The 15,181-nt window shown below is 63.7% G+C and carries 17 protein-coding genes; 10 read left to right on the top strand and 7 right to left on the bottom strand.

The features are described from left to right. The first annotated feature begins 354 nt into the window (after positions 1 to 354). From GLR48_RS14515 to GLR48_RS14490, 6 genes are all read left to right on the top strand, one after another. Positions 355 to 1,227: an ATPase gene (locus GLR48_RS14515; protein WP_237064561.1), complete on the top strand. Its 873-nt coding sequence runs from the start codon at positions 355 to 357 to the stop codon at positions 1,225 to 1,227. Positions 1,228 to 1,266: 39 nt separating this feature from the next. Then, complete coding sequence (gene metA, locus GLR48_RS14510) at positions 1,267 to 2,190, top strand: homoserine O-acetyltransferase MetA (protein WP_237062483.1); 924 nt, start codon at positions 1,267 to 1,269, stop codon at positions 2,188 to 2,190. After that, positions 2,174 to 3,175 carry an alpha/beta fold hydrolase gene (locus GLR48_RS14505; RefSeq protein WP_237062482.1) on the top strand — a complete coding sequence of 334 codons (1,002 nt, stop codon included), beginning with the start codon at positions 2,174 to 2,176 and terminating at the stop codon, positions 3,173 to 3,175. The genes metA and GLR48_RS14505 overlap by 17 nt, the downstream gene beginning before the upstream one ends. Before the next feature lie 42 nt (positions 3,176 to 3,217). Then, positions 3,218 to 4,087 carry a polyphosphate kinase 2 gene (ppk2, locus tag GLR48_RS14500; protein WP_237062480.1) on the top strand — a complete coding sequence of 290 codons (870 nt, stop codon included), beginning with the start codon at positions 3,218 to 3,220 and terminating at the stop codon, positions 4,085 to 4,087. Next, the gene (locus GLR48_RS14495) at positions 4,080 to 4,697 is read left to right on the top strand and encodes a TetR/AcrR family transcriptional regulator (RefSeq protein ID WP_237062478.1); all 618 of its coding nucleotides are present in this window, start codon (positions 4,080 to 4,082) and stop codon (positions 4,695 to 4,697) included. Before ppk2 ends, GLR48_RS14495 begins: the two co-directional genes overlap by 8 nt. A gap of 124 nt (positions 4,698 to 4,821) precedes the next feature. Continuing rightward, positions 4,822 to 5,334 (top strand): acyloxyacyl hydrolase, encoded by a 513-nt coding sequence (locus GLR48_RS14490; protein WP_237062476.1) that lies wholly within the window; start codon positions 4,822 to 4,824, stop codon positions 5,332 to 5,334. Here GLR48_RS14490 and GLR48_RS14485 read toward each other — a convergent pair. The 3 genes from GLR48_RS14485 to GLR48_RS14475 are packed head-to-tail and all read right to left on the bottom strand — an operon-like array spanning position 5,331 to position 8,079. Continuing rightward, complete coding sequence (locus GLR48_RS14485; RefSeq protein WP_237062474.1) at positions 5,331 to 6,410, bottom strand: ABC transporter ATP-binding protein; 1,080 nt, start codon at positions 6,408 to 6,410, stop codon at positions 5,331 to 5,333. The genes GLR48_RS14490 and GLR48_RS14485 overlap by 4 nt on opposite strands. Beyond that, a complete protein-coding gene (locus GLR48_RS14480; RefSeq protein ID WP_237062473.1) occupies positions 6,407 to 7,207 on the bottom strand; it encodes an ABC transporter permease in 801 nt (266 codons plus the stop codon). Before GLR48_RS14480 ends, GLR48_RS14485 begins: the two co-directional genes overlap by 4 nt. After that, the gene (locus GLR48_RS14475) at positions 7,204 to 8,079 is read right to left on the bottom strand and encodes an ABC transporter permease (RefSeq protein ID WP_237062471.1); all 876 of its coding nucleotides are present in this window, start codon (positions 8,077 to 8,079) and stop codon (positions 7,204 to 7,206) included. The genes GLR48_RS14480 and GLR48_RS14475 overlap by 4 nt, the downstream gene beginning before the upstream one ends. Positions 8,080 to 8,188: 109 nt before the next feature. On the opposite strand from GLR48_RS14475, the gene GLR48_RS14470 reads away from it, so the two are divergent. Together GLR48_RS14470 and GLR48_RS14465 are read left to right on the top strand one after the other, a co-directional pair. Then, complete coding sequence (locus GLR48_RS14470) at positions 8,189 to 9,274, top strand: catalase family protein (RefSeq protein WP_237062469.1); 1,086 nt, start codon at positions 8,189 to 8,191, stop codon at positions 9,272 to 9,274. 197 nt (positions 9,275 to 9,471) lie between these two features. Then, positions 9,472 to 10,899, top strand: coding sequence for an APC family permease (locus tag GLR48_RS14465; protein WP_237062467.1), 1,428 nt, complete (start codon positions 9,472 to 9,474; stop codon positions 10,897 to 10,899). A 66-nt stretch (positions 10,900 to 10,965) separates the two neighbouring features. Here the strand turns inward: GLR48_RS14465 and rpsI are convergent, their stop codons facing one another. From rpsI to GLR48_RS14450, 3 genes are all read right to left on the bottom strand, one after another. Further along, entirely contained in the window at positions 10,966 to 11,466 is a 501-nt protein-coding gene (rpsI, locus tag GLR48_RS14460) for a 30S ribosomal protein S9 (RefSeq protein ID WP_237062465.1), read from the bottom strand. Further along, the gene (gene rplM, locus GLR48_RS14455; protein ID WP_237062463.1) at positions 11,466 to 11,927 is read right to left on the bottom strand and encodes a 50S ribosomal protein L13; all 462 of its coding nucleotides are present in this window, start codon (positions 11,925 to 11,927) and stop codon (positions 11,466 to 11,468) included. The genes rpsI and rplM overlap by 1 nt, the downstream gene beginning before the upstream one ends. A 149-nt stretch (positions 11,928 to 12,076) precedes the next feature. Further along, the gene (locus GLR48_RS14450) at positions 12,077 to 13,507 is read right to left on the bottom strand and encodes an aminotransferase-like domain-containing protein (RefSeq protein ID WP_237062461.1); all 1,431 of its coding nucleotides are present in this window, start codon (positions 13,505 to 13,507) and stop codon (positions 12,077 to 12,079) included. A gap of 86 nt (positions 13,508 to 13,593) precedes the next feature. Here GLR48_RS14450 and GLR48_RS14445 point away from each other — a divergent pair, with 86 nt between their 5' ends. Beyond that, complete coding sequence (locus GLR48_RS14445; RefSeq protein ID WP_237062459.1) at positions 13,594 to 13,821, top strand: DUF1127 domain-containing protein; 228 nt, start codon at positions 13,594 to 13,596, stop codon at positions 13,819 to 13,821. A gap of 46 nt (positions 13,822 to 13,867) precedes the next feature. Here the strand turns inward: GLR48_RS14445 and GLR48_RS14440 are convergent, their stop codons facing one another. Further along, positions 13,868 to 14,287 carry a PaaI family thioesterase gene (locus tag GLR48_RS14440; protein WP_237062458.1) on the bottom strand — a complete coding sequence of 140 codons (420 nt, stop codon included), beginning with the start codon at positions 14,285 to 14,287 and terminating at the stop codon, positions 13,868 to 13,870. Positions 14,288 to 14,338: 51 nt separating this feature from the next. Between GLR48_RS14440 and GLR48_RS14435 the strand changes: the two genes are divergently transcribed. Continuing rightward, the gene (locus tag GLR48_RS14435; protein ID WP_237062457.1) at positions 14,339 to 15,124 is read left to right on the top strand and encodes an enoyl-CoA hydratase; all 786 of its coding nucleotides are present in this window, start codon (positions 14,339 to 14,341) and stop codon (positions 15,122 to 15,124) included. Positions 15,125 to 15,181: the final 57 nt, after the last annotated feature.

Below are 15,181 nucleotides of genomic sequence, written 5' to 3'. Positions count from 1 at the left end.
TGGGCTGTGACTGACCTTGAACGCATGAACGCCCGGTCAGCACCACACGGGCCATGGCCGCAGGGTCTTGCCGTCCTGCGCCCGACAAAGGTGCGGCGCGACGGTCCGGCCCCTGAAACACAGGGCTCGCATGAATATGGACGTGATGCCCGGCGGTTCGGCCGGCACACGTTATAGTATATACCAGCGGCGCCCGAGAACCAAGAAGATGTGACACGTCGTTCGCAAGCGGCGGCAAGGTGCATCGCCCCGTGCCTTGCGGTCGCGACTGAAATGGCGCAGATCGGTCCATCCGCGACAATCATCGTGAAATGGTCTGGAATTTCCCCGGCCTTGACCCTACTCCTCTGGTTCATGATTTACAGCTCTCCCGCCGACTGGCTTGCCGCCCCGCAGAAACGCGTCCTGTTCTTTGGCATGTCCGGGCTGGGCAAGACTCATGTTGCCAGCCTGCTGCGCCGCACCGGCGACTGGTTCCACTACTCGGTCGATTACCGCATCGGCACCCGCTACATGGGCGAGTTGATCGCCGACAACGCCAAGGCCGAGGCGATGAAGGTGCCGTTCCTGCGCGACCTGCTGCTGTCGGACAGCATCTACATCGGGTCCAACATCACCTTCGACAACCTCGACCCTGTCTCGACCTACCTTGGCAAGCCCGGCAGCCCTGACAGGGGCGGCCTGCCTTTGGCCGAATACACCCGCCGTCAGGACCAGTTCCGCCGGGCCGAGGTCGCGGCCCTGCTGGACACCGGACATTTCATCGACCGCGCGGCGTCGCTTTATGGTTATCCGCATTTCGTCTGCGACACCGGCGGGTCGATCTGCGAATGGGTCGATCCGGACGATCCCGACGATGCGGTGATGCAGCACCTGGCCGCGCGCGCCCTGATGATCTGGATCGAAGGCACCGACGCGCATACCGCCGAACTGGTGCGCCGGTTCGATGCGGCGCCAAAGCCGATGTCCTACCAGCCCGGTTTCCTGCTGGACGCCTGGACCGCCTACCTCGCCGGCCACGACTGCACCGAGGCGGAGGTCGATCCCGATGCCTTCATCCGCTGGACCTATGCCCGCGCCCTCGCCCACCGCCAACCACGCTATCGCGCCATGGCCGACCGCTGGGGTCTGACCATCCCCGCCACCGAGATCGGCGCGATCCGCACCGCTGCCGATTTCGACGCCCTTGTCGCAGGCGCGCTGACCCGGGTTGAGATGCGCAGCTGACGCGCCTATCTGTCAGCCCCGCCTGCAAGGAACACGCCCATGCCCATCAAACTGCCATCCACCCTGCCCGCCTATGCCGTGCTGTCGCGCGAAGGGGTCATGGTCATGGCAGAGGATGCCGCCGACCGTCAGGACATCCGCCCCCTGCGGATCGCGCTGCTGAACCTGATGCCCAAGAAGATCCAGACCGAAAACCAGTTCGCCCGCCTGATCGGTGCGACCCCTCTGCAGATCGAGTTCAGCCTGATCCGCATGTCCGAACACCAGACCCGCAACACCGCGGCCGAGCATATGGAGGAATTCTATCGCCCCTTCTCTGACGTTCTGGCCAGCGGCGAGAAGTTCGACGGCCTGATCATCACCGGCGCGCCGATCGAGCATATGCCGTTCGAGGAGGTGACGTACTGGGACGAGTTGAAGCAGGTCTTTGACTGGACCCAGACCCATGTGCAGTCGACCTTCGGCGTCTGCTGGGGCGGCATGGCGATGATCAACTACCTGCACGGCGTGGAAAAGCACCTGCTGGACGCCAAGGCCTTCGGCTGTTTCCGCCATACGGTGATGGCCCCCGCTTCGCCCTACCTGCGCGGGTTTTCCGACGACATCGTGGTGCCCGTCAGCCGCTGGACCGAGATGAAGCAGGCCGAGATCGACGCCCATCCGACGCTGAACACGCTGATCACCAGCGCCGAATCGGGCCCCTGTCTGGTCGAGGATCCATCCCACCGCGCGCTTTATGTCTTCAACCACTTCGAATACGACAGCGGCACGCTGAAGCAGGAATATGACCGCGACGTGGCCTCTGGCACGCCGATCAACGTGCCCTGCAACTACTATCCCGATGACGATCCCGCGAATCCGCCGCAAAACCGGTGGAGAAGTCACGCGCACCTTCTATATGGCAATTGGATCAACGAGATTTACCAGACCACGAAGTATGATTTGAATGAAATTGGCACGTAGAACCGTCACCGTTTCCATCCTGACCCTTGGCGTGGCTGCAGTCCTGACCGGCTGCACCACGACCTACCGCACACAGCAGGCGGAACGGGAGTTTCCGCCCATCGGCAAATTCGTCACCGTCGATGGCGGCGCTCGGGTGCATTACATTCAGGCGGGCGAAGGGCCTGACGTCGTGCTGATTCACGGCGCGGGCGGCAACCTGCGGGATTTCAAGTTCGACCTGTTCGACAGGCTGACCGATCATTACCGCGTCACCGCCTTCGACCGGCCCGGCCTTGGCTATACCGACCGCTATCCGGGCATCGCCGACGGTCCGCTTGCCACCGCAGGCGAAAGCCCATTGCAGCAGGCCACGATGCTGCGTCAGGCAGCGGGGCAACTCGGAGTCACCCACCCGATTGTCGTCGGCCACAGCTTTGGCGGCATCGTGGCCTATGAATGGGCGGTGATGGGATTGGATGAGGACAGCCCTGTAAACGCCTCTGCCATGGTCTCTTTTGCCGGCGTCGCCATGCCCTGGCCAGGAGAGCTCGGTCCTTATTACCAGATCAACGGCAGCGCGTTTGGTGGCGCCGTGACGATCCCGCTGATCTCGGCCTTCGTGCCGACATCCAAGGTCGAGGATGTGATCGAAGGCACCTTTGCGCCGCAGGTGGCACCGGAAGGCTACGCCGAATATATCGGCGCGCCGCTGGCCCTGCGGCCAGAGACCTTCCGCGCCAACGTGCGGCAGGTCAACACCCTGCGCCCCCACGCAGTCGAGATGGCAAAGCGCTATCCGGAATTGACCCTGCCGATCGAGATCCTGCACGGCACGGCGGACACCACCGTGCCGATCCAGATCCATTCGGAAAAAGTGATCCAGCTCGTGCCCTCCGCTCATCTGACGCGGATGGAGGGTGTCGGCCACATGCCGCACCACGTCGACCCGCAAGCGGCCATCGCCGCCATCGACCGTGCGGCGTCGCGCGCCGGATTGCGCTGATCCCGGCCCCCGCCCATAGTGTTGCAAACGCCGGAGGTCAGGATGAAGAAGCCCTTTGATGGCGGCATCAGCCGCTATTTCGAACAGCACGCCACGCCGTCCGTGCGCGACACGATCCGCAACGCCAAGCGGGGCGAGATCCTGAACCCCGATTTTCCCTACGATGAAAAGTGGGGCCGCAAACCCTACGCGGACGCGCTGGCGAAGTTGCAGATCGAACTCGCCAAGCTGCAAGCTGCAGCGCAGGGGGACGGCCAGCGCATCGTCGTCGTGTTCGAAGGCCGCGATGCCGCCGGCAAGGGCGGCACCATCGCGCGCTTCCGCGAGAACATGAACCCCCGCCACGCCCGCGTCGTGGCCCTGTCGAAGCCGACGGAGACGGAAGCCACGGAATGGTACTTCCAGCGCTATATCAGGCATTTGCCAGCCGCAGGTGAAGTCGTTTTCTTTGACCGCAGCTGGTACAACCGCGGCGTTGTCGAACATGTCTTCGGCTTCTGCACACCGGAAGAACGCGAGATCTGGTTCAGACAGGTCACGGCCTTCGAGGCCATGCTAGTCGATGACGGCATCCAGCTCTTCAAGCTCTGGCTGAACGTGGGTCGGGCCACGCAGTTGCGACGCTTCCTTGACCGCGAAAGCGATCCGCTAAAGCAGTGGAAGCTAAGCCAGATCGACGTCGACGGGTTGGGTAAATGGGACGCCTATACCGCCGCCATCGAGGAGACTCTGGCGCGCACCCATACCAAGGCCGCCCCCTGGACCGTGATTCGCGCCGACGACAAGCGCCGCGCGCGGGTAAACGCGATCCGCGCCGTGCTGACTCCCCTGTCCTATGCCGGCAAGTCCAACGACACCATCGGCACGACCGACCCAAAAATTGCCGGAGACCCCGTCCCGCGTCATGGTTAAACGCGGCTATCACCACGGCAATCTGGCGCAAGCGCTGGTCGAATCCTGTCTGAACCTGATCGAGGAACGCGGCCCCACCGGCTTTTCCCTGTCAGAGGCGGCACGGGATGCCGGCGTCACGCCGGCTGCGGTCTATCGACACTTTCAAGGCCGCGAGGACCTGATCGCAGAGGCCGCCCTGCAGGGCTACACGATCTTTGCCGACCGGATGGAGGCGGCCTATGCCGACGGTCAACCCTCTGATCTGCGGGCATTTCTGGCGACGGGTGCGGCTTACCTCGACTTTGCCCGTGAAAAACCCGGCCATTACGTCGCAATGTTCGAAAGCGGCATCTCGATCAACCGGTCATCGGCGCTGAACGCCGCAGCGACCCGCGGGTTGGGCGTGCTGGAACATGCGGCGGACAAGTTGTCCCAGCACATTCCCCCGAACCGCAGACCGCCGCCGCAGATGTTCGCCGCCCACATCTGGGCGCTGTCGCATGGCGTGGTGGAACTGTTCCAGCGCGGCAGCCCCGGCACCAAAAGCCCCTATCCCCCCGACGATCTGCTGGAAACCGGCATCGGCATCTACCTGCGCGGGTTGGGCATCCTGCCGCCCGACGCGTGACGCCTCCCGTTTATCTGACCTGGAAAACGCCCGCCAGAGGCGCCGCGCATCCCGCGGATCGCGCCTTGCCAGTCGTGCGACGAAGACGCACAACAGGCCGAACCGCCCCACAGGAGCCACGCCCATGAACGGAACCCTTGCCGCGATCTTCGTGATCACCAGCCTGACGGATATGGGGCTTCACGACTGCAAGACCGGGTGCGTGGCCCGCAAGGACGCGCCAGCGCGGCTGTCGTTCCAACTGGGACAGGCCCAGCTGGACGAGAATGATCTGGGCGCCGAAGTCTACCTTGGCTACGACCTTGGGTACCGGGCCGGGCCGTTCCAGCCGACGATGGGCGCCTCGATCACGGAAAACGGCGCAACATGGGTCGGGATCGGCGCCAAGTGGACGTCGACGCGTCTGCTGCCGGGGCCTGTGTTCTTCGAGACCAGCCTGATGCCGGGCCTCTATGCGGCGGGCGCTGATTCGGACCTTGGCGGCAATCTGCAGTTCAGATCCAGCGTCGGCGTCGGCTATGCCTTCGACAACGGCGCGACGCTGACCGTGGCCTATGACCACCGGTCGAACGCCGATACCAACCGGACCAATCCGGGGCTGGAAGTCGCCTCGATCCGGTATGCGATCCCGTTCTAGAAGACGACCAGCGCCCGCTCGTCCCAGGCGATGCGGGTGCTGACGCCGACGTCCAGCACCGGGCGGCCGATCAGGTTTTTCATAGCAATCGTCAACGGTTCCGGCACGTCCTTCACGCGGACGTCGTAATAGGTCATGTCACCGTAATAGACGACCTCGTCCACGATGGCGGGTGCTTCATGGCGGCTGGCGGTTTCACCGTCGAAAAGGATCGCGAGCGTTTCCGGCCGGATACCCACCGCAGCTTCGCCCGGCGTGGCACCTTCCGGCGCCTGCGCCTGCGGCACTTCGGTCTTGCCAAAGCCTGCAATGTCGAGGCCGATGGTTTCGCCCACGGATGTCACCGTGGCGGGCAAAAAGTTCATCTTGCCGATGAATTCCGCCACGCGGCGTGATTTCGGGCGACGGTAGAGCGTTTCGGGATCGTCCATCTGGCCGATCTCTCCCGCGAACATGACGGCGATGCGGTCTGACATGACCAACGCCTCTTCCTGATCGTGGGTCACGAGGATGAAGGTGATGCCGACGGCGCGTTGCAGGCGGATCAACTCCACCTGCATGTGTTCACGCATTTTCTTGTCCAAGGCGCTCAGCGGTTCGTCCAGCAGCAGCACCTTGGGCTTCAGGATCAGCGCCCGGGCCAGCGCCACACGCTGCCGCTGACCACCCGACAGCGCATGCGCCGCGCGCTTGCCGTAACCGTCAAGGCCGACCATCTTCAGCGCCTCGGCCACGGCATCGTCTTTTTCGGTCTTGCTCATCTTCGATTTGCGCAGACCGAAGGCCACGTTTTCGGCGACGGTCAGGTGCGGAAAGATCGCGTAGGACTGGAACACCATGTTGGTCGGGCGCTGGTTCGGCGGCACGTCCTTCATGTCCTTGTCGGAAATCATCACCGACCCGTCCGACACGCCCTCGAACCCCGCGATGACGCGCAGCAGCGTGGTCTTGCCACAACCGGACGGGCCCAGCAGGGAAAAGAACTCTCCCGCCCGGATCGTCAGGTTGATGTCGCGCAGGGCGTGGTAGTCGCCATAGTATTTCTGCACGCCGCGCAGCTTGATCAGGTCGGTCAAAGGAAGCCCCCGGTATCGGTGCCGCCGGAGCGTCGCACGCCCCGCCGGCGGAAAATTTCGGCAATGGTCAGCAGCACGATGGACAGCGCCACAAGGATCGTCCCCAGCGCCATGATGACCGGCAGTGACGACGGAAACCGCAGCAGGCCCCAGATGTAGACGGGCATCGTCGGGTTCGATCCGGTAAGGAAAAAGGCGATGATGAACTCATCAAGGCTGATCGTGAAGGCGATCAGCATCGAAGAGATGATGCCCGGCATCACCAGCGGCAGGGTGACCAGGCGGAAGGCGCTCCACCGCGTCTCGCCCAAGTCCAGCGCCGCTTCCTCCATCGCGGGGTCCAGCGCGCCGAAGGCGCCGTTCAGGATCGCGATGGAAAATGGCGTGCAGATCAGCACGTGTGCGAGGATGATCGTCCAGTTGCCTAAGGAAAGGCCCAGCACCTGTCGCAGGATCACCAGCAGCGAGACGGCGATGATGATCTCGGGCAGGACCAGCGGCAGCATGATGAAACCGGTGATCCCCTTCTTGCCGGGAAAGGTTGGCATGGCGCCGGCGCGCGCCGCGCACAGGCCAAGGATCGTCGCAAAGATCGCCGTGCAAGCCGCGATGATCAAGGAGTTCTTCACGGCCGCGTGCAGCGCACCGTTCTGCGTCAGCTCTGTGAACCAATGCGTCGTGAAGCCCGAGAGCGGAAAGGCGATGATCGTCGCATCGTTGAAGGCAAAGATCGGCAGCAGCACGATCGGCGCATAAAGGAAGATCAGGTAGGCGATAGCGTAAATGCGCAGCTTCATGACCGGCCCCGCAGATATTTGCGGTTCAGGAACACGAAGATCAACGAAATGGCGGTCACGCAGATCATCGCCACGATGGCCAGCGCCGCCCCCAGCGGCGCATTGTTCAGCTGCAAAAACTGGGTCTGGATCATGTTGGCGATCAGCTTGCCGCCGGCACCGCCCATCAACTCTGGCGTCACGTAGTCGCCGATGGTCGGGATGAAGACGATCAGCACCGCCCCCACGACGCCGGGCATCGACAGCGGCAGGGTGACGCGCAGGAAGGTGGCGAACTTGCTCTCGCCCAGGTCCTGGCTCGCTTCCAGCAGCGACCGGTCGATCTTTTCCAGCACGACGAAGATCGGCAGGATCGCGAAGGGGGCAAAGGCGTGGGCCAGCGTGATGATGACGGCGTTTACGTTATAAAGGATGAAGGTCAGCGGTTCGTTGATGATCCCAAGCTCCAGCAGGCCGGAGTTGATGACGCCGTTGTAGCCAAGGATCACCTTCCACAGGAACACGCGGATCAGGTAGCTGGTCCAGAAGGGAATCGTGATCAGGAACAGCCAGAGGCTTTTCTTGCTGGGCTTGACGTGAAAGCTGATGAAATAGGCTACCGGATAGGCCAGCAGGACGGTCACCGCCGTCACGATGCCAGACACCATCAGCGACCGGCCCAGCAGTTGGCCGTACATCGGGCTGTTCCAGATTTCCTGATAATTCTTGGTCGTGAACGTCGTGTCGACGGTCATGAAATCCTGCGTCCAAAAGCTGAACAGCATGATGGCCCCCAGCGGGATCGCCAGCAGCAGCAGCGCATAGGTGAACGGCAGGCCCAGCAGCTTGATGCTGCGCCCCTGATCCTGTGTCATATTGGTGAGAATCGCCATAAGACCAATCGTTTCGCTGTTGCAGAAAAAGATCAATGGGGAATCGTCCGGCGGAACCGGGGCCCGTGCGTCACGTTGATGATCCAGCAACGCTTCACAAGGATCACCCGTGCAAAACCCTGTCACATATAGCCCTTCGGTTGAAACCCTGATGGAGGATGAAACCGAGACGATCGCAGGTCTGAAGGACACGCTGACCGACATCATGGATATCACGTCGGAAAACGGCGGCCATGCGATCCGGTCGGTCCATGCGAAAAGCCACGGGATCATTCAGGGCACGCTGAATATCATGCCAGACCTGCCGACGGACTATGCCCAGGGGCTGTTCGCCACCCCCGGCGCGCACCCCGCCGTGCTGCGAATCTCGACCAATCCCGGGGACATCCTGCACGACAAGATCTCCCTGCCCCGCGGCCTCGCGCTGAAGGTGCTGAAGGTGGAGGGTCCGCGACTGACCGGCAGCGAAGGCAACTGCCAGGATTTCGTGATGATCAACGGCCCCGCGTTCGCCGCACCCGATCCAAAGGCCTTCCTTGGCAGCCTGAAGCTGCTGGCCAAGACCACCGACCGGGTGGAATGGGCCAAGAAAGCCGCCTCTGCCGTGCTGCGCGGCGTCAACAAGGCGCTGCACGCCGTCGGGACCGAGAGTGCCACGGTAGAACTGATGGGCGGCGCGCCGAACGTGCATCCGCTGGGCGAGACTTATTATTCGCAGACCCCCTACCGCTTTGGCGACTACATCGCGAAATTCTCGCTGGCACCATCGTCCGACACCCTGCGCGACCTGACCGGAGAGATCATCGACGCCTCTGACCGGCACGACGCGATCCGCGAAGAGGTGGCAAGGGACGCGCAGAAAGGCCCGATGGTCTGGCACCTGCGCGTGCAACTGTGCCGCGATCTGAAGACCATGCCGATCGAGGATGCCACGGTCGTCTGGGACGAGCAGGCCAGCCCCTTCGTCACCGTCGCCACCCTGACGGCAGACCCGCAGACCGGCTGGTCAGAGGCGCGCGCCGATACGGTGGACGAGGGGATGCGGTTTTCGCCCTGGACCGGCCTTGCAGCGCACCAGCCACTGGGGTCCGTGAACCGCGCGCGCAAGGACAGCTATCGCACCTCTGCCGACTACCGCGCGCGGGTGAACGGCTGCCCTTACCACGAGCCGCAATCCCTCGACCTGACGGGCTGATGTGGGGCGGGGGACGCTGATATGGCGTCCCCTTTTCCATTAAAATCGCCATAAGGTTGTAAAAAACACTGATCTGCTTTTAACGTTCAGGCAAAAACAGGCCGTCAAGCGTTTACTCTGCGCCTGATCACACTCCGATCAAGATCACCCGCCGGGACGTCAACCCCGGTTCTGTTCAAGGTCATATCGGAGAAGACATGTCGGATAATGCTCAATTCAAACGCATTCTGGGACGCTGGGATATCCTCGCATTGGCCTTCGGCGCCATGGTCGGCTGGGGCTGGGTGGTGCTGGCAGGCGAACAATTGCGGGTCGGCGGCACCGTCGGGGCGTCGCTGGCCTTTATAGGCGGCGGTTTTGCGGTCTTTCTGATCTCGCTCACCTATGCCGAACTCTGCGCTGCCATGCCGATGACGGGGGGCGAGCACATCTACAGCTACCGCGCGCTGGGCGTCGCGGGGTCGTTCATCTGCACCTGGGCGATCATCCTGGGCTATGTGACCGTCGTCGCGTTCGAGGCCGTGGCCCTGCCGACCGTCCTTGACTACATCGTGCCGAACTACGCCGTGGGTCATCTGTGGACCATCGCGGGCTGGGACGTAAAGCTGACCTGGGCGCTGACCGGTGTGGCCGGCGCCGTGTTCATGACCTGGGTGAATTACCGCGGGATTTCGTTCAGTGCGGCGCTGCAAAAGATCTTCGTCTTCGCCCTCGCCCTCGTCGGTCTGCTGCTGATCATCGGCAGCGTCTTCACCGGAGAGGTCGCGCACACGCAGCCTCTGTTTGTCGACGGCTTCGGCGGCTGGATGGCGGTTCTGGTGATGATCCCCTTCCTGCTGGTCGGCTTCGACGTGATCCCGCAGGCGGCCGAGGAGATTGATTTGTCACCCAACGCCATCGGCAAGGTGCTGTTGTTGTCGGTGCTGCTGGCCGTGGTCTGGTATATCCTGATTATCGTCGCGGTGTCGCTGATGCTGGACGGCTCCGCGCTGGAAAATACCGAACTGGCCCCGGCAGATGCGCTCAGCGCCGTGGTCAACGCCGGATGGGGTGGCACGGCGCTGGTGCTGGCGGGGCTGTGCGGCATCCTGACCAGCTGGAACGCCTTCTTCGTGGGCGGCAGCCGCGCGATCTATGCCATGGCACATTCCGGCATGCTGCCCAGCTTTCTGGCCAAACTGCACCCGGAACACCGCACGCCGGTCAACGCGATCCTGCTGATCGGCGCATTGTCGGCGCTGGCCCCCTTTCTGGGCCGCAGCGCGCTGGTCTGGCTGGTGGACGCCGGCGGCTTTGGCATCGTGATCGCCTACGGCCTTGTCGCCGTGTCGTTCCTGATCCTGCGCCGCAAGGAACCTGACATGCCGCGCCCCTACCTTGTGCCCTACGGCCGCGTCGTGGGCTGGGCGGCGGTCATCCTTTCGGCGGCACTCGGCGTGCTTTACCTGCCCGGCATGCCGTCCGCCCTGATCTGGAAGGCGGAGTGGCTGATCGTCGGCGGCTGGACCATCGCCGGCGTGATCTTCTGGGCGATCGCGCGGTCCCGCGTCGGCAGCGCGGAACAGAACCGCCGGTTGCGGGACGATCTGACGCAGGCTGCGAAAGAATCAAAGACCGCTGGCTAAGGCGCCGGCCAACACGAAAAAGGGCGGCCCACGAGGCCGCCCTTTTCAAAAATCCGTCTCTGAAACTTAACGCTTCGAGAACTGGAAGCTCTTACGGGCTTTCGCCTTGCCGTACTTCTTACGCTCGACCACGCGGCTGTCGCGCGTCAGGAAGCCAGCAGCCTTCAGGGCCGCGCGCAGGGTCGGATCATAAAGCTGCAGCGCCTTGGAAACACCGTGCTTGACCGCACCGGCCTGACCGGACAGGCCGCCGCCGGCGACCGTCGCCATCACGTCGAACTGACCGACGACGCCGGCAATCTGGAACGGCTGCTTGAGGATCATCTGCAGCACGGGACGGCTGAAGTAATCGTCGATCGGCTTGCCGTTCACGGTGACCTTGCCGGAACCCGGCTTGATCCAGACGCGGGCGACCGCGTCCTTGCGCTTGCCGGTCGCATAGGCACGGCCAAGGCTGTCACGGACGGGCTCGCGCGGGGCCATTTCGGTCTCGGTGCCCTGCACGCCGCCGATGTCGGCAGTCACAGCGCCGCCAAGCTCTTCGAGAGAGTTGATCTGATCGGCCATTATGCGGTCCTCGTGTTCTTCTTGTTCATGGACGCGACGTCCAGAACTTCGGGCTTCTGGGCTTCCATGCCATGCTGGTCGCCCGCAAAGACGCGCAGGTGCGTCATCTGCTGACGGGACAGCTTGCCGCCGGGCAGCATCCGCTTGACGGCCTGCATGACGACCCGCTCGGGGTGCTTGCCATCCAGGATCTCGCCGGTGGTGCGGAACTTGATGCCGCCGGGGTGGCCGGTGTGCCAGTAGTTCTTTTCTTCGCGCTTGTTGCCGGTGATCTGCACTTTTTCAGCGTTGATCACGATGACATTGTCGCCCATGTCCATGTGCGGCGTGAAGGACGGCTTGTGCTTGCCGCGCAGACGCATGGCGATGATCGACGCAAGACGACCAAGGACGACGCCTTCAGCGTCGACGATGATCCACTTCTTGTCGATATCCGCCGGGGTAGCGGTAAAGGTTTTCATATCTCACCAGAGTTATTCGGGGGCCATCACTGACCCGTCATTCGGATGAGCGGGTTATAGCGACGCTGAACCTACGGTCAAGCGCACTGATCGCGAATTAACGACGCGAAATCAATGGCCTGCAATTAAGGTATAATAATACCCCATAGTCAGACGGCGATTCTGGCGGGTGGCGCGTCCAGCAAGCCCCGCAGGCGCAGCATGGCGTTGCGAAAATCCGCATGGCTGATCTCTCCGTTCACGGCGATGCGGACGGCGTGGACCATGCGGCTGTCACGCTGAACGAAGGCCTCTGCCGATTTCAGCACGACACCGCTGGCTTTTGCCGCATCGGCAAAGGCCCCGGCCCGCCAGGGCGACGGCAAGGTTAGCCAGACAAAGGGCGCGCCATCGGCCCAGGTCAGATCGTAGCCGCGCAAGATCTCGACCGCGCAAGCGATGTCCTGCGCGATCCGCCCGGTGACGGCCGCCAGAATGCCCGGCAACGCGGGGTCCGCCATCATGGTGGCATAGGTATGACAGATCATCTGAGAGATGCCGAAACTGTGCCCCGTCGCCGTCCGGACCAAGGCGGGCGCGCAGGACGACGGCGCCACGGCAAAGCCGATCCGCAGCGACGGCGTCAGCGACTTCGACGGAGAGGTCACGTACCAGCCAAGTTCCGGCAGCAGCGCGCGATAGCTGGGGCCAAGCCGCACGGTCCGGCTGTAGCAGTCGTCGTCAATGACATGAACGCCGTGGTGCCGCGCGATCTGCGCGATCTGCGCGCGGCGGGCGGCGGATGTGGCGCGGGTCGTCGGGTTACAAACCTCGGCCGCGGTACAATAAAGCTGCACCCGGTGTTCCCGGATCAACTGGGCAAAGATTGCGGGATCCGGCCCCTCGGCGTCCCACGGCACGGAGTGCACCTCGGCGCGGCACAGTTCGGCCGCACTGCGGAACCCGTTATAGCTGAGTTCATCCACGATGATCGCCGGAGTCGGACCGTGCAGCACCGTCTGCATGATCATCACGACGGCATTCTGGCCGCCATGGGCCAGCACGATATCGTCCACCTGCACCGGCCCGACGGCCTCTGGGTCCAGCGTCGCATGAAAGGCCGCCCGCGCCACACGGTCCGTGGTGCGGCTGGGATAGCGCATCAGCATCTGCACCGGCTGGCTCGCCAGATCGCCCATGACCCGCGTCATCAGGGCCGCCTGACCCATATCCGGCATCCGCGGACTGACGAGGTAGCCCAGATCAGGCTCCTCCAGCGCCGGATCGGCGGTCAGCTGCGGCATCTGCGCCAGATCGCTGCTGAGGCCTACCGGGATATGCGCAGGACGGTTGGCGACAAAAGTGCCGCGCCCGACACCGGCAACCAGCACCCGGTCATCCACCAACAGGCGATAGGCGCGCGCCACGGTCCCGGGCGTCACGCCGATCCGGTAGGCCAGATCGCGCACGGGGGGCAGTTGCGCGCCGGGCGGCAATTGCCCGTCGGCGACGCCATCGCGAATGGCCGAAGCGAGGGCTTCGTACTTCGACCGTGTGGCCGCAGACAGATCGGGCGTCCATTTTGTATCAGGTACAATCATTCTCTGGACGCCCCCGTACTGGCTTTGTATCCATACAGCATAGCAATCACGCTATATTGTGTCAATACAATCCAAGGACTGGACCCATGGCAGCCGCACTGCACACCGCGCAACTCACCCTTCTGAACAACCAGCAGGCCCTGCCCAAGCTGGCGCAGATCTGCGTGATTGCCGCCGTTGCGGTGACCGTCTGGGACATGCGCCGCCGCACGCGCAAGTCCCTGTCCCGCCTTGACCCGCACGAATTGCGCGACGTCGGCCTAACCCCCGGTCAGGCCGGACGCGAGGCCGCCAAGGCCTTCTTCCAGCGCTGACCCTTCGACCCGAGCGACTGGGCCAGCCTGCGGGCTGGCCTTTTTTCTACGCGGGCGGGATCGCATAGGTCAGCCCGGCCCGCGCCACCGGCTGATCCTGCCCTTCGGAATAAAGCAGCGCATCGCCCACGGCGAGTTGCCGCCCCAGCTTCAGCAGGCGGCAATCGCACACAAGGTCCGCGCCGCTGGCCGGCTTGCGCATGAAATCGATGCTGCAGTTCGTCGTGACCGCCAGTGCCACCGGCCCCAGCCGCGCCAGGATCGCGAGATACAACGACACATCCGCCAGCGCGAACATCGACGGCCCCGACACGGTGCCGCCGGGCCGCAGGTGCCGGTCGGCCACCCGCAGACGCACCCGCAGGCCCTGCGCATCCAGCCGGTCGATCGCGAAATCGTCGCAGACCTGCGGGAATTCGCGCGCCAAAAACGCCATCAGCGCGCCCTCGTCCATCTTCGGTTCCAAAAGCGGCCTCCCTGCCCTAACCTTGCCCTAAGACAACAGAGAAGGCCGCCCATGACAATCCTGACCCGCGCCGATTCCGCCCATGTGGCGACCCTGACGCTGAACGCGCCGGACCGGCTGAACGCCCTGTCGACGCAGATGTTGTCAGCCCTGCACGGCGCCCTCGACACGATTGCCGAAGACACGACAGTCCGCGTCGTGATCCTGCGCGGCGCCGGCCGTGCCTTTTGCGCCGGCCACGACCTGAACGAATTGCGCGACCTGCGCGCCCAGCCCGACCGCGGTGCCGCCGGCCTCAAGACCCTCTTCGACCGTTGTGCGGCCGTCATGGCGCGCATCCAGTCCCTGCCGCAGCCGGTCATCGCACAGGTGCAGGGCCTCGCCACCGCCGCCGGCTGCCAGTTGGTCGCGACCTGCGACCTCGCCGTCGCGGGTGACGAGGCGCGGTTCGGCGTCAACGGCGTCAACATCGGCCTGTTCTGCTCGACCCCGATGGTCGCGTTGACCCGCAACATCGGCACCAAGATGGCGTTCGAGATGCTGACAACGGGCCGTTTCCTGACGGCAGAAGAGGCGCAGTTCCAAGGCCTTGTGAACCGGGTCGTGCACACCGACCACCTCGACCGCGACACCCGCGCACTGGCCGATCAGATCGCGGCTAAACTCTCTGCCGCCGTCCGGATCGGCAAACGCGCTTTTTATGCCCAAAGCCAGATGACCACGACCGAGGCCTATGCCTACACCGGCGAGGTCATGGTGGAAAACATGGCCCTGGACGCGACCGCCGAAGGCATCGACGCCTTCCTGACCAAGCGCAAGCCCGACTGGCCGGCCTGAGCCCCTCTCTGTTTTGGAAATATCCCTGGGGGAGTCCGGCACGGACGGGGGGCTGGC

The organism is Loktanella sp. M215, assembly GCF_021735925.1.
Taxonomy (GTDB): domain Bacteria; phylum Pseudomonadota; class Alphaproteobacteria; order Rhodobacterales; family Rhodobacteraceae; genus Loktanella.
This window is presented reverse-complemented; position numbering and strand designations above follow the sequence as displayed.

What these genes read in the sequence shown, in the direction of transcription:
- rplM (WP_237062463.1), bottom strand. Translation starts at nt 11,927, where the DNA reads ATGAAAACCTTTACCGCTACCCCGGCGGATATCGACAAGAAGTGGATC.
- GLR48_RS14465 (WP_237062467.1), top strand. Translation starts at nt 9,472, where the DNA reads ATGTCGGATAATGCTCAATTCAAACGCATTCTGGGACGCTGGGATATC.
- GLR48_RS14475 (WP_237062471.1), bottom strand. Translation starts at nt 8,079, where the DNA reads ATGGCGATTCTCACCAATATGACACAGGATCAGGGGCGCAGCATCAAG.
- GLR48_RS14435 (WP_237062457.1), top strand. Translation starts at nt 14,339, where the DNA reads ATGACAATCCTGACCCGCGCCGATTCCGCCCATGTGGCGACCCTGACG.
- GLR48_RS14450 (WP_237062461.1), bottom strand. Translation starts at nt 13,507, where the DNA reads ATGATTGTACCTGATACAAAATGGACGCCCGATCTGTCTGCGGCCACA.
- rpsI (WP_237062465.1), bottom strand. Translation starts at nt 11,466, where the DNA reads ATGGCCGATCAGATCAACTCTCTCGAAGAGCTTGGCGGCGCTGTGACT.
- GLR48_RS14515 (WP_237064561.1), top strand. Translation starts at nt 355, where the DNA reads ATGATTTACAGCTCTCCCGCCGACTGGCTTGCCGCCCCGCAGAAACGC.
- GLR48_RS14445 (WP_237062459.1), top strand. Translation starts at nt 13,594, where the DNA reads ATGGCAGCCGCACTGCACACCGCGCAACTCACCCTTCTGAACAACCAG.
- GLR48_RS14505 (WP_237062482.1), top strand. Translation starts at nt 2,174, where the DNA reads ATGAAATTGGCACGTAGAACCGTCACCGTTTCCATCCTGACCCTTGGC.
- GLR48_RS14490 (WP_237062476.1), top strand. Translation starts at nt 4,822, where the DNA reads ATGAACGGAACCCTTGCCGCGATCTTCGTGATCACCAGCCTGACGGAT.
- ppk2 (WP_237062480.1), top strand. Translation starts at nt 3,218, where the DNA reads ATGAAGAAGCCCTTTGATGGCGGCATCAGCCGCTATTTCGAACAGCAC.
- metA (WP_237062483.1), top strand. Translation starts at nt 1,267, where the DNA reads ATGCCCATCAAACTGCCATCCACCCTGCCCGCCTATGCCGTGCTGTCG.
- GLR48_RS14495 (WP_237062478.1), top strand. Translation starts at nt 4,080, where the DNA reads ATGGTTAAACGCGGCTATCACCACGGCAATCTGGCGCAAGCGCTGGTC.
- GLR48_RS14480 (WP_237062473.1), bottom strand. Translation starts at nt 7,207, where the DNA reads ATGAAGCTGCGCATTTACGCTATCGCCTACCTGATCTTCCTTTATGCG.